This window comes from Streptomyces sp. NPDC005866 (genome assembly GCF_040629895.1).
Lineage (GTDB): Bacteria > Actinomycetota > Actinomycetes > Streptomycetales > Streptomycetaceae > Streptomyces.
On record NZ_JBEXWP010000031.1, the window covers coordinates 97200 to 108970 of the forward strand.

Annotated in this window: 11 protein-coding genes; 6 read left to right on the top strand and 5 right to left on the bottom strand. The window is 70.8% G+C overall.

The genetic code is table 11. The annotated features are described in order from the left end of the window. Positions 1–39: 39 nt before the first annotated feature. Positions 40–726: an FAD binding domain-containing protein gene (locus ABZ396_RS34805; RefSeq protein ID WP_358916122.1), complete on the bottom strand. Its 687-nt coding sequence runs from the start codon at positions 724–726 to the stop codon at positions 40–42. A 251-nt stretch (positions 727–977) separates the two neighbouring features. On the opposite strand from ABZ396_RS34805, the gene ABZ396_RS34810 reads away from it, so the two are divergent. From ABZ396_RS34810 to ABZ396_RS34830, 5 genes are read left to right on the top strand one after another with little or no spacing between them, the layout of a single operon-like run. Then, entirely contained in the window at positions 978–2045 is a 1068-nt protein-coding gene (locus tag ABZ396_RS34810; RefSeq protein ID WP_358916120.1) for a PhoH family protein, read from the top strand. A gap of 14 nt (positions 2046–2059) precedes the next feature. Then, positions 2060–2557, top strand: coding sequence for an rRNA maturation RNase YbeY (gene ybeY, locus ABZ396_RS34815; RefSeq protein WP_358916118.1), 498 nt, complete (start codon positions 2060–2062; stop codon positions 2555–2557). An 18-nt stretch (positions 2558–2575) separates the two neighbouring features. Beyond that, a complete protein-coding gene (locus ABZ396_RS34820) occupies positions 2576–3877 on the top strand; it encodes a hemolysin family protein (RefSeq protein ID WP_358916116.1) in 1302 nt (433 codons plus the stop codon). Then, positions 3874–4233 (top strand): MmcQ/YjbR family DNA-binding protein, encoded by a 360-nt coding sequence (locus ABZ396_RS34825; RefSeq protein WP_358916114.1) that lies wholly within the window; start codon positions 3874–3876, stop codon positions 4231–4233. Before ABZ396_RS34820 ends, ABZ396_RS34825 begins: the two co-directional genes overlap by 4 nt. Positions 4234–4285: 52 nt before the next feature. Further along, positions 4286–4636 (top strand): cytidine deaminase, encoded by a 351-nt coding sequence (locus ABZ396_RS34830; RefSeq protein ID WP_358916112.1) that lies wholly within the window; start codon positions 4286–4288, stop codon positions 4634–4636. Between the two features lie 150 nt (positions 4637–4786). Here the strand turns inward: ABZ396_RS34830 and ABZ396_RS34835 are convergent, their stop codons facing one another. Together ABZ396_RS34835 and ABZ396_RS34840 are read right to left on the bottom strand one after the other, a co-directional pair. Then, positions 4787–5125, bottom strand: a complete 339-nt coding sequence (locus tag ABZ396_RS34835; protein ID WP_358916110.1) for a P-II family nitrogen regulator — start codon at positions 5123–5125, stop codon at positions 4787–4789. Further along, on the bottom strand, positions 5122–6429 hold the full coding sequence (locus ABZ396_RS34840) for an ammonium transporter (protein ID WP_358916108.1): 1308 nt from the start codon (positions 6427–6429) through the stop codon (positions 5122–5124). Before ABZ396_RS34840 ends, ABZ396_RS34835 begins: the two co-directional genes overlap by 4 nt. A 142-nt stretch (positions 6430–6571) precedes the next feature. Here ABZ396_RS34840 and era point away from each other — a divergent pair, with 142 nt between their 5' ends. Continuing rightward, a complete protein-coding gene (gene era, locus ABZ396_RS34845; RefSeq protein WP_358916106.1) occupies positions 6572–7540 on the top strand; it encodes a GTPase Era in 969 nt (322 codons plus the stop codon). Positions 7541–7546: 6 nt separating this feature from the next. On the opposite strand, the gene ABZ396_RS34850 is transcribed toward era, so the two are convergent. After that, positions 7547–8038, bottom strand: a complete 492-nt coding sequence (locus ABZ396_RS34850; RefSeq protein ID WP_358916104.1) for a hypothetical protein — start codon at positions 8036–8038, stop codon at positions 7547–7549. Between the two features lie 7 nt (positions 8039–8045). Beyond that, the coding region (locus tag ABZ396_RS34855; RefSeq protein WP_359186670.1) for an RHS repeat-associated core domain-containing protein at positions 8046–11771 on the bottom strand (3726 nt) is incomplete at its 5' end.

Genomic DNA, 11771 nt, shown 5'->3' on the forward strand with positions numbered 1-11771 from the left:
CACTCGGCCGCACTCGCACAACCGGCAGTCACCCCGCGCCTACTCCCCGAGCACCTCGGCGACCCGCTCCCGCACCAGCTCCCGTCCCGCCTCCGACACCCCCGACAACGCACCCGCGAGCAGTTCCTCCACCCCGCCCCCAGCCCCCGCACTCCCGCCGCTGACCACGTACCCCTCCCGCACCGCGACCCGCAGCACACCCTCCGTGTCCACCGCGGCGGCGACAATCGTCGGCACCTCGCCGCCCGCCGGGTCCGCCACCTTCGCGTACGCCCCCTTCACCGGCTCCCGCCAGCGCAGGGAGAGCAGCAGCGGCGACTTGGCCTGCAGCTCGGCCAGGTCCACCTCGTCCACCCCGTCCGCCGTGAGCACCTCGGCCCTCGCGTCCAGCACGATCGCCGCCGGCAGCAGGTCCCGCAGGCTCGACCCGGCGATGTTCCCGCCCACCGTCGCCGTCCGGCGCACCGCCCCCGTGCCGACCCCTTTCGCCGCCTTCCGCAGGACCTCCGGAACCCGGTCGTCCACCTGGTGGAGCAGCACCGCACCTCCCAGCACGCCCTTACCGATCGCCGTCGCCTCGGGCACCTCCCGCAGGGACACCGCCTGTTCCGGGAAGCCGTCCCGCTGCCAGGCGGCCCATATGAGGGTCGCGCCGCCGACGGGTATCGCCCCCTCGGCCAGGCATTCCCGGGCCTCGGACACCGACGTGGGCAGACGCAACAGCACGGCGACCTGCTTTCTGAAAGGACAGGTGGCGTGGAGCGGACGCGGCTCCCCGACCAGGCGTGGCAGTGACGGCCCGGATTCTGCCCCGGCGTCCTGGAGCGCATGCAGGGCTCACCGCTGCACCAGGGGCGCCTTTCCCGGTGAAAAGGCCTACGGCGTTGTCGGCCCCGCGTCGTACCCTTGATACCGCGAGGCCGCCCTCAGCTACGCGGCCGTGAAGAGGAGGAACCGCAGGCCTTAAGCGCCGGCCCATGACTCAGACACCCACAGCTCACACTCCCGCGCAGCCGCAGGCCCGAGCTCAGTTCGAGGTTCCCGCCCAGCACCCCATGGTCACCGTGCTGGGATCCGGCGACTCCCTGCTGCGCGTGATCGAGAAGGCCTTCCCGGCGGCCGACATCCATGTCCGGGGCAACGAGATCAGCGCGGTCGGCGATGCCCGTGAGGTCGCCCTCATCCAGCGCATGTTCGACGAGATGATGCTGGTGCTCCGCACCGGGCAGCCGATGACGGAGGACGCAGTGGAACGCTCGATCGCCATGTTGCGGGCGAGCGAGAACGGGGAGGGCCCGGAGGAGACCCCGGCCCAGGTTCTGACACAGAACATCCTGTCCTCGCGCGGCCGCACCATCCGCCCCAAGACCCTCAACCAGAAGCGGTACGTCGACGCGATCGACAAGCACACCATCGTGTTCGGCATCGGGCCCGCCGGTACCGGAAAGACCTACCTGGCCATGGCCAAGGCGGTGCAGGCCCTGCAGTCCAAGCAGGTCAACCGCATCATCCTGACCCGGCCGGCGGTCGAGGCGGGCGAGCGGCTCGGCTTCCTGCCGGGCACGCTCTACGAGAAGATCGACCCCTACCTGCGTCCGTTGTACGACGCGCTGCACGACATGCTCGACCCGGACTCGATCCCGCGGCTGATGGCGGCCGGGACGATAGAGGTCGCGCCGCTGGCGTACATGCGCGGCCGTACGCTCAACGACGCCTTCATCATTCTCGACGAGGCCCAGAACACCTCGCCCGAGCAGATGAAGATGTTCCTCACCCGTCTCGGCTTCGAGTCGAAGATCGTGATCACGGGTGACGTCACCCAGGTCGACCTGCCCAACGGGACGAAGTCGGGTCTGCGCCAGGTGCAGGACATCCTGGAGGGCGTGGACGACGTGCATTTCTCCCGGCTCTCGTCCCGCGATGTCGTACGGCACAAGCTGGTGGGCCGTATCGTCGACGCGTACGAGCAGTACGACAGCGAGCACGGCACGGAGAACGGCACGCACAAGGGCGGCCGCTCGAAGTCCGGGCACAAGGGGAAGTAGACAAGCACAGCGCCATGTCGATCGACGTCAACAACGAGTCCGGAACCGAGGTCGACGAGCAGGCGATCCTCGACATCGCCCGCTACGCCCTCGCACGGATGCGCATCCACCCGCTCTCCGAGCTCTCGGTGATCGTCGTGGACGCCGACGCCATGGAGCAGCTGCACATCCAGTGGATGGACCTGCCCGGGCCGACCGATGTCATGTCCTTCCCGATGGACGAGCTGCGGCCGCCGTCGAAGGACGAGGACGAGCCGCCGCAGGGGCTGCTCGGCGATGTCGTGCTCTGCCCGGAGGTCGCCGCCAAGCAGGGGTCCGAGGCCGACACGCAGCACTCCATGGACGAGGAGCTCCAGTTGCTCACCGTCCATGGAGTGCTGCACCTGCTCGGCTACGACCACGAGGAGCCCGACGAGAAGGCCGAGATGTTCGGCCTCCAGGCGGCCATCGTGGACGGCTGGCGCACGGAGCGGGGCCTGACCGGTCCCTCCCCGGCGCCGACGGTCTCCTAGCCGGGTGGTCGTCTTCATATGAGTCCGCAGATCGTCGCCGGAGCGATCGCGCTGGTCGTCGTGGCGTGGCTGGCCGCCTGCGCCGAGGCCGGTATCGCCCGCGTCTCCAGCTTCCGCGCCGAGGAGGCCGTGAAGTCCGGGCGGCGCGGCAGCGCCAAGCTCGCCCAGATCGCCGCCGACCCGACCCGCTACCTCAATGTGGCGCTGCTGGTCCGCGTCGCCTGCGAGATGGCCGCCGCGGCCCTGGTCACCTACGCCTGCCTCCAGGCGATCCCGACCACCTGGGAGGCGCTGCTCGCCGCGATCGGCGTGATGGTGCTCGTGTCGTATGTCGCCGTCGGTGTCTCCCCGCGCACCATCGGCCGCCAGCACCCGCTGAACACGGCCACGGCCGCCGCGTACGTGCTGCTGCCGCTGGCCAGGATCATGGGCCCGATCCCGTATCTGCTGATCCTCATCGGCAACGCCCTCACCCCCGGCAAGGGCTTCCGGCGCGGCCCGTTCGCCTCCGAGGCCGAACTGCGTGCCCTGGTCGACCTCGCCGAGAAGGAGTCGCTGATCGAGGACGACGAGCGCCGGATGGTGCACTCGGTCTTCGAACTGGGCGACACCCTCGTCCGCGAGGTCATGGTCCCGAGGACGGACCTGGTCGTCATCGAGCGGTACAAGACCATCCGGCAGGCCCTCGCCCTCGCCCTCCGCTCCGGTTTCTCCCGCATCCCGGTCACCGGCGAGAGCGAGGACGACATCGTCGGGATCGTGTACCTCAAGGACCTGGTCCGCAAGACGCACATCAGCCGGGACGCCGAGTCCGACCTGGTCTCCACCGCCATGCGGCCCGCGTTCTTCGTGCCCGACACCAAGAACGCCGGCGACCTGCTGCGCGAGATGCAGAAGGAACGCAACCACGTCGCCGTCGTCATCGACGAGTACGGCGGCACGGCCGGGATCGTCACCATCGAGGACATCCTGGAGGAGATCGTCGGCGAGATCACCGACGAGTACGACCGTGAACTCCCGCCCGTCACCGACCTGGGCGACGACCGCCACCGGGTCACCGCCCGCCTCGACATCACCGACCTCGGCGAGCTGTACGGCCTGGACGAGTACGACGACGAGGATGTGGAGACCGTCGGCGGACTGCTCGCCAAGGCGCTCGGCCGGGTGCCCATCGCGGGTGCCTCCGCCCAGGTCGAACTCCCCGACGGCCGCAAGCTCGCCCTGACCGCCGAGGCCGCCGCAGGCCGCCGAAACAAGATCGTGACCGTGCTGGTGGAACCGGTGCCCGTGACCGACGACCAAAAGGAGGAGCCCGAGTGACCCCCGGCCGGCTCCGCGCCTTCTGCCTCTCCTTCAACGCGGCCGAGGAGGACTTCCCGTTCGGCCCGGACGCCTCGGTCTTCAAGGTGCTGGGCAAGATGTTCGCCCTGAGCCGCCTGGACGCCCGCCCGTTGACGATCAACCTCAAGTGCAACCCGGAGGACGCGATCCGCCTCCGCACCGACCACGAGGGCCTGATCATCCCCGGATACCACATGAACAAGCGCCACTGGAACACCGTGACCGTGGACGGCGACCTCCCCGCCCGGCTGGTGAAAGAGCTGATCGAGGACTCGTACGACCTTGTCGTCGCCGGCCTGCCGAGAGCGGAGCGGCTGCGGCTGGACCGGCCGTGAAGCGGATGGACCGGGGTGTCTGACCGAGTCACGTTGTTCGTATGCTCGGGGCATGACCGAGAGCAGCGCGCTTGATCCCGAGGACCGCAAGATCGTCACCCTGGCCCGTTCGGCCCGGGCCCGTAACGGGGTGCCCGAGGGGGCGGCCGTACGGGACTCGACGGGGCGGACCTATGTGGCGGGGACCGTGGAGCTGGCCTCGCTGAAGCTGAGCGCGCTGCGGACGGCGGTGGCGATGGCGGTGGCGTCGGGGGCGGAGTCTCTGGAGGCGGCGGCGGTTGTGAGCGGGGCCGAAGGGGTTGACGCCGGGGACCTGGCCGCGGTGCGGGATCTTGGGGGGCCGGGGACGCGGGTGCTGCTGGCGGGGCCGGACGGAGAGGTGCGGGTCACTGTCGTCGCCTAGGGGTTATGCCCGCCCGCCCGACCCGGTCCGCGGAGAGGCGAAGGCCTGATTGACTCCCTCAGTTGAGGGGCGGGGGATTGCTGACTCGGGTGGGCGGGGGCGTGTGGGTGGGTGCGGCGTTCGTCTCGACGAGCACATACCAGTCACCCGTCAGAGCGCGTCCGGCCCGCGTTCGCCCGTCCGCACCCGTACGACCGTCTCCACCGGCAGCGCCCACACCTTCCCGTCCCCGATCTTCCCCGTCTGCGCGGCCTTGACGGTCGCCTCGATCACGGCCTCGGAGTCGGCGTCCTGGACGACGACCTCGATACGGACCTTCGGGACCAGGTCGACCTGGTACTCGGCGCCGCGGTACACCTCGGTGTGGCCGCGCTGCCGGCCGTACCCGCTGGCCTCGGTCACGGTCAGGCCGTGCACCCCGATCTCCTGGAGGGCGGTCTTCACCGCGTCGAGGCGGTAGGGCTTGACGATCGCGGTGATGAGCTTCATGGCTGGGCCTTGACCTTCTGAGCGGTAAGGACGGAGTGGGCGACCGGGGCGCCATGGCCCAGGACCCCGTGATCGTAAGCCGACTCGGCGTGCACCGTAAGGTCGAGGCCCGTGTGCTCCTGCTCCTCGCTCGCCCGGAAGCCCAGCGTCCTGTCGAGCAGCTTGCCGATGCCGTACGTCACCGCGAACGCGTACGCCGCGACGGCCACGACCGCCACCGCCTGCCTGCCGAACTGGGCGAGCCCGCCGCCGTAGAAGAGGCCCTCGGCGCCGCCGGTCATGGCCTTCTCCGCGAACAGGCCGATGAGGAGGGTGCCGATGACACCGCCGACCAGGTGGACGCCGACGACGTCGAGCGAGTCGTCGTAGTCGAACCTGAACTTCCAGCCGACGGCGTACGAGCAGACCACGCCCGCGGCGAGGCCGACGACGAGCGCGCCGAGCAGGGAGACCGAGCCGCAGGACGGCGTGATCGCGACCAGGCCGGCGACGGCGCCGGAGGCCGCGCCCAGGGTGGTCGGGTGGCCGTCGCGCTTCTGCTCGACGAAGAGCCAGCCCAGCAGGCCCGTGCAGCCGGCGGCCAGGGTGTTGAGGAAGGCGGCGGCCGCGAGACCGTTCGCGCCGAGCGCGCTGCCCGCGTTGAAGCCGAACCAGCCGAACCAGAGCAGACCGGCGCCCAGGATCACCATCGGCAGGTTGTGCGGACGCATCGCGTCCTTCTTGAAGCCGAGCCGCGGGCCGAGGACCAGGCAGAGGGCCAGGCCGGAGGCGCCGGAGGTGATCTCGACGGGCAGGCCGCCCGCGAAGTCCAGGGCGCCGAGGTCGTGCAGGATCCAGCCACCCGGACCCCACACCCAGTGCGCCACCGGAACGTATACGAGCACCGCCCACACCGGCACGAACACCAGCCACGCCCCGAACTTCGTCCGGTCCGCGACCGCACCGCTGATCAGCGCGGCGGTGATGATCGCGAAGGTGAGCTGGAAGGTGGCGAAGAGCAGGGTGGGGACCGTGCCCTGCACGCTGTCCGGTCCGAGCCCGTGCATGCCGGCGTGCGCAAGCCCGCCGATGAGCCCCGCCCCCGCGTCCGCCCCGAACGCCAGCGAGTACCCGCCCGCCAGCCACACCACTGTCACCAGCGCGATCGACACGAAGCTCATCATCAGCATGTTGAGGACGCTCTTCGTACGGACCATGCCGCCGTAGAACAGGGCCAGGCCCGGGGTCATCAGCAGGACCAGGGCGGTGGCGGCGAGCAGCCAGGCGGTGTCGCCGGTGTCGGCGTGCGCGGCGGCGAGGATCACGGGCGTCTCCAACGTCGTGGGGGCTCGTCAGAGGGTCACCGTTTCCGGTTTCCGATTCCGTACGGGTGTGTTTCCGTGACGTTTCGTTGCCTTGTGGTTACCGATATCTCACGGTGCGGCGGGGCGTCGTGGATCAGGGAGAATGGGGGTCATGAGCGTTCGCAGCCAGTCAACCGAGCCGTCGGAATCGTCGGAGGCCGTCCACCGGGCGGGCTTCGCCTGTTTCGTCGGACGCCCCAACGCGGGCAAGTCCACCCTCACGAACGCTCTGGTCGGGCAGAAGGTGGCGATCACCGCGAACCAGCCGCAGACCACGCGGCACACGGTACGCGGCATCGTGCACCGGCCCGACGCCCAGCTGATCCTGGTCGACACCCCCGGTCTGCACAAGCCGCGCACCCTGCTCGGCGAGCGGCTCAACGACGTCGTCCGCACGACGTGGGCCGAGGTCGACGTGATCGGCTTCTGCCTGCCGGCGAACGAGAAGCTCGGCCCCGGTGACCGCTTCATCGCCAAGGAGCTGGCCGGGATCCGCAAGACCCCGAAGATCGCGATCGTCACCAAGACCGACCTGGTCGACTCCAAGACCCTCGCCGAGCAGCTGATCGCCATCGACCAGCTGGGCAAGGAGCTGGGCTTCGAGTGGGCGGAGATCGTGCCGGTGTCGGCGGTCGGCGACAAGCAGGTGAGCCTGCTGGCCGATCTCCTGATCCCGCTGCTGCCCGAGGGCCCGGCCCTCTACCCCGAGGGCGACCTCACGGACGAGCCCGAGCAGGTCATGATCGCGGAACTCATCCGCGAGGCCGCCCTCGAAGGCGTCCGCGACGAGCTGCCGCACTCCATCGCCGTCGTGGTCGAGGAGATGCTCCCCCGCCCGGACCGCCCCGCCGACAAGCCCCTCCTGGACATCCACGCCAACCTCTTCATCGAACGCCCCAGCCAGAAGGGCATCATCATCGGCCCCAAGGGCCAGCGTCTGAAGGAGGTCGGCATCAAGAGCCGCAAGCAGATCGAGGCACTCCTCGGCACCCCGGTCTTCCTCGACCTGCACGTGAAGGTGGCGAAGGACTGGCAGCGGGACCCGAAGCAGTTGCGGCGGCTGGGGTTCTAGGGCCGTTCAGTCGTCCCAAGGGGTGTGCACGGGCTTGCGGCACCACCGGTCCGGGAGCTGTGAGTGGTCCTTAGTCGGGCGGACCCAGGGGCGCAGGGAACCCTCCGGGTCGGGGACGCTCGCCGCGTCGAAGCGGGCGTCCAGCGCGTCCAGCAGCGTGCCGAGGTTTCCTTCACGCGCCGCCGCGGGCAGGGCGTTCATCACCTCGTCCAGGTTGTCCCGCGAGTCGAGGTCGTTGCCGTAGGCGCTGATCGGGTAGAAGTCGTCGCCGCTCGGCCGGTCGGCTTCCATCCGGCGTACCAGGCGTTCCCAGGACGCGAAGCGGTCCGCGACCGAGTACACGGGCCGCGTGATCCGCTCCCGCAGATGCGGCGCGACCCGCGCCCGCTCCACCTCCAGCCGCTGCGCGTCGATCCGCTCGACCGCCTCCAGCACCGGCTGCGGCAGCGTCTGCCACGCGGCCCTGCTCTCGGGAGCGCCCCAGAACACGTCACTCACTGCCCACTCACTCCTTCAGCTGTTTCAGGAAGTAGTCGTAGCCGTCGTCCGGCTGCATGAACGTGCCCTTGTCGCCCTCGCGGATCAGCATCGTCCCGGTGGCATCGTCCCACCAGGCGAAGCGGGGGACGCCCGACGGGGTGCTGCGCATCCGCAGCCCCGGGGAGCCGGTCATCATGTCCTCTAGGTGCTCCGGCACGTCCAGGTCGTCGACGCCCGGGATGCCCCGCTTCTTGATGTCGCCGTGCGCCGCGATCTTGTCCGCGATCAGCGGCAGATTGCCGGCCTGGCTCGCGGCGTCCGGCTTTCCGATCTCGTAGAGCCCGTACGGATCGGCGGAGAGCAGCGGGTCGAGGAAGTAGAGGAACGGGTTCGGCGACGGGCCGAGTCCGAGCGGGTCGGGGGAGAGGTACCGGGCCGTCTCGGGGTCGTAGTAGCGGTGGAAGTTGTAGTGCAGGCCGCTCTCGGGGTCGTAGTACTGCCCCGGGAAGCGCAGCGCCGTGTACGCGCTGCTGCCGCCGCTCCAGGCGGTCACGCCCCACAGCGTGCTGCGGGTGTGCCAGGCGATCCGGCCCTCTTCGTCGACGAGTTCGGTGGGCGCGCCCGCGAGGTCGGTGACGATGGCGAAGAACCGCGCGTCGATCTCCTCGTGCGAGGCGGTGAGCAGGCGCTCGCACTGGCTGAGCGGCCGTATCCCGTCGTGTTCCCAGGTGACCGCCACGGCATGCGGCTGCGCCCCGTCGGTGGTGAGCTGTTCGCAGAGTGTGGTGCCGTCCCACGTGAAGTCGGTCCGCTCCACGACCGTGGTCCCGTCGGCGCCCAGCCGCTCCTTGGCGATCCGGCGCCCCATTGGGTCGTACCGGTAGCGCCACAGGGTGCCGTCGGGCGCTCGCACGGACGTCAGACGGTCCTCGGCGTCCCACGTGTACGCCCAGCTGTCCGGCTTGCGGGACAGCCGTGTGCGCTGCCGCCACACCAGCCGGCCCTGCTCGTCGTACCGGTACCGGGTGGCACCGGCCCGGAGCACCCGGGTGCCCTCGGCCTCGCGCGGACCCACGGCCTCGTTGCCGGGGTGCCCGTCCGGCCATTCGGCGGCCGTCTGGCCTCCGTCCGTGCCGTAGACGTACGACTCCGTCCAGCCCTCCGCCCGGACGGCGGTGGTGCGTCCGGCCCCGTCCAGCTCGAAGGCGCGCGTCACTCCGTCCGGCCCGTCGATTCCGAGGAGATGCCCGTCGGCCCGGTAGCGGTACGAGCGGTCGCGCACCGTGCGTCCGTCGCCCGTGACGACCGACTGTGCGGTGACCCTGCCGGCGCTGTCGTACGCACGCGTCAGCGACAGGACGTCGTCCACGCCGACGGACAGCGGCTGTCCGGCCGCGTCGTGCAGGTGGGCCAGGGTCCGGCCCGCGGTGCGCGTGCGGGCCCGGTCGCCGCGACCGTCGTACGTCCAGGCGCTGGTCGCCCCCGTGGGAGTGGTACGGCTCAGTGGCCGGCCCGTCGCGTCGTAGGCGAACGTGCTGGTGCGGCCGTTGACCGTCTCCGACACCACTCGCCCTGCCGGGTCCCGCAGCAGGGTGACGGTCGCGTCGGGACCCTCGGCGCGTATCAGCCGGTCGTTCAGGTCGTAGGCGTAGGTGCTGATCCTGCCGCCCGCGTCCTTGCCGACCGTTCGCCCGAACACGTCCCGGGTGAGGCGGACCTCTTCGCCGAGAGCGTTGGCGCGCACCACGACCTGGCCCCTGGCGTCATGGCCGTACGTCTGGGTGCGGCCGTCGAAGTCGGTCTCGGCGAGGAGCCGTCCCGCGGCGTCGTACGTGTACGTCCAGCGCCGGCCGTCCGCGCGGCTCACACCGGTCAGCCGCAGTGAGGGGTCGTAGTCGAAGACATGCCGGACACCGTCGGGGGAGGTGCGTGCGGCGAGCAGGTTGAAGTGGGTGTACTCGAACCGGGTCACCGCGCCTGCGGCGTCGGTGTGGCTGGTCCGGTTGCCCTCGCCGTCGTAGGTCCACTCCTCCGCCGCTCCGTCCGGCCCGGTCCGGCGCAGCAGTTCGCCGTCGGCGGCCCAGTCCATCCGGGTCGTGCGCCCCAGTGGATCGGTGATCGCGGTGACGCGGCCGAAGGAGTCGTGGACGAACCGCGTGACACCGCCCAGCGGGTCGGTGACCTGCTCGGCCCGTCCGGCCGCGTCGCACCTGACCCGGGTCACCAGCCCCGTCGCGTCGGTGACCGACGACAGGTGTCCCGCGTCGTCGTAGGTGTAGCGGTTCGTGGCGTCCCCGGGCGCGGTGATCGCGACGCAGTTGCCCCGGGAGTCGTACGCGCGGCGCGTCACCTGCCCGTCCGGGCGGGTCAGCTCGACGGGCCCGCCCACCTCGTCGTACACGAGGCGGGCCGTCGTGCCGTCCGGGCGTACGACGCTGAGCAGACGGCCGTCGCCGTCGTAGGCGCGCACGGTGGTGTGACCCGACTCGTCGGTCCAGGAGACGAGCTGGTGGTGCTCGTCCCAGGTGCTGCGGGCCGTCCCGCCGAGCGGGTCGACCTCCGCGACGACCCGACAGCCGTCGTCGACCACGTACTTGCTGACGGCGCCCTCGGCGGTGGCGACGGTGGTGATCCTGGCGCCGGGCCAGGCCGGGTCGGTGCCGTCGTACGCCAGGGCCAGGGTGAGGTGGCCGGCCTCGCCGCCCTCCGCCACACAGCGGTCGGCCGCGTCGTACGTGTAGGCGTAGCCGCGGCCGTTGCGGTCGGTCCAGGAGGTGATGCGGTGCCGGTCGTCGTAGGCCAGCCGCATGACCCGGCCCGAGGCGTCGGCTACCGCGGTGAGACAGCCGTCCGTGTAGGAGTACGTGCGCAGGGGGACGTCCGTGCCGTCCCGGCCCGCGCCGGCCAGGTGCAGGGCCGTGACCCGCCCGTCGTCGACCGTGAGCCGGAGATGGTAGCCGCCGGAGTGCCGCAGGGCCAGTGGGGTTCCGTCGTCCGCGTGGTCGACGTCGACGGCGTCGCCGTTGCGGTCGGAGATTCGCTCCAGGAGGGCGATGCCGCCCCTGGGCTGGCCGAAACGACGGGCCACCCCGGTCTGCGGATCCTCGACGCGGTAGCCGCCGTCGTCGAGACGGCTCAGCCGGAGCCGGGGACCGGCCGCGGGCAGCACCGGAGCGTGTGGCGCCGTCGGGTGCGGGAAGCCGAGGAGCAGTCCGTCCTCGGTGACGAACACGATCCCGTCCTCGTCGACTTCGAGCCGCTGGTCGATGGTGGAGGCCCAGCTGGGGCCGAACCACCAGCCGCAGCGGTAGTCGGAGGCGGCCCGGCGGGTGAAGGCGAGGGGCAGGCTCCCGGGCAGTGTGACGTCGGTCTCCGGCAGGAACATCGTGCCGGTGGCCCAGTCGATCGGGTCGCTGCCCTTCGAACGGACCGCGCTCTTCAGCCGGTTGTACGCGCCCTTGGCGCCGTCCTCCAGCATGCCGCGCGCGTTCTTGCCCAGGCCGCGGACGGCGAGGCTCATGGCCTTCATGCCGCCGCGGAGGTTCTTCATCTCCTTCAGCCCCTTGGCTATCTTGCCGAGGCTGGTGATGCCCTTGCCGCCGGGTATGCAGTCCAGCGCGGCGAACGCCACGTCCCACAGGGAGGCTTGGCCTTTGGAGTATTTGTAGAGCGTGTCGGCGAGGACGACGAGGGCGGCGATGAGCACGATCGCGCCGAGGATCGGCCCGCCGATGATCAACGCGATGATGCC

Excerpts from the sequence above, each read along its gene's own strand:
- ABZ396_RS34810 (WP_358916120.1), top strand. The coding sequence starts at position 978 with ATGACTCAGACACCCACAGCTCACACTCCCGCGCAGCCGCAGGCCCGA.
- ybeY (WP_358916118.1), top strand. The coding sequence starts at position 2,060 with ATGTCGATCGACGTCAACAACGAGTCCGGAACCGAGGTCGACGAGCAG.
- ABZ396_RS34820 (WP_358916116.1), top strand. The coding sequence starts at position 2,576 with ATGAGTCCGCAGATCGTCGCCGGAGCGATCGCGCTGGTCGTCGTGGCG.
- ABZ396_RS34830 (WP_358916112.1), top strand. The coding sequence starts at position 4,286 with ATGACCGAGAGCAGCGCGCTTGATCCCGAGGACCGCAAGATCGTCACC.
- ABZ396_RS34835 (WP_358916110.1), bottom strand. The coding sequence starts at position 5,125 with ATGAAGCTCATCACCGCGATCGTCAAGCCCTACCGCCTCGACGCGGTG.
- era (WP_358916106.1), top strand. The coding sequence starts at position 6,572 with ATGGGGGTCATGAGCGTTCGCAGCCAGTCAACCGAGCCGTCGGAATCG.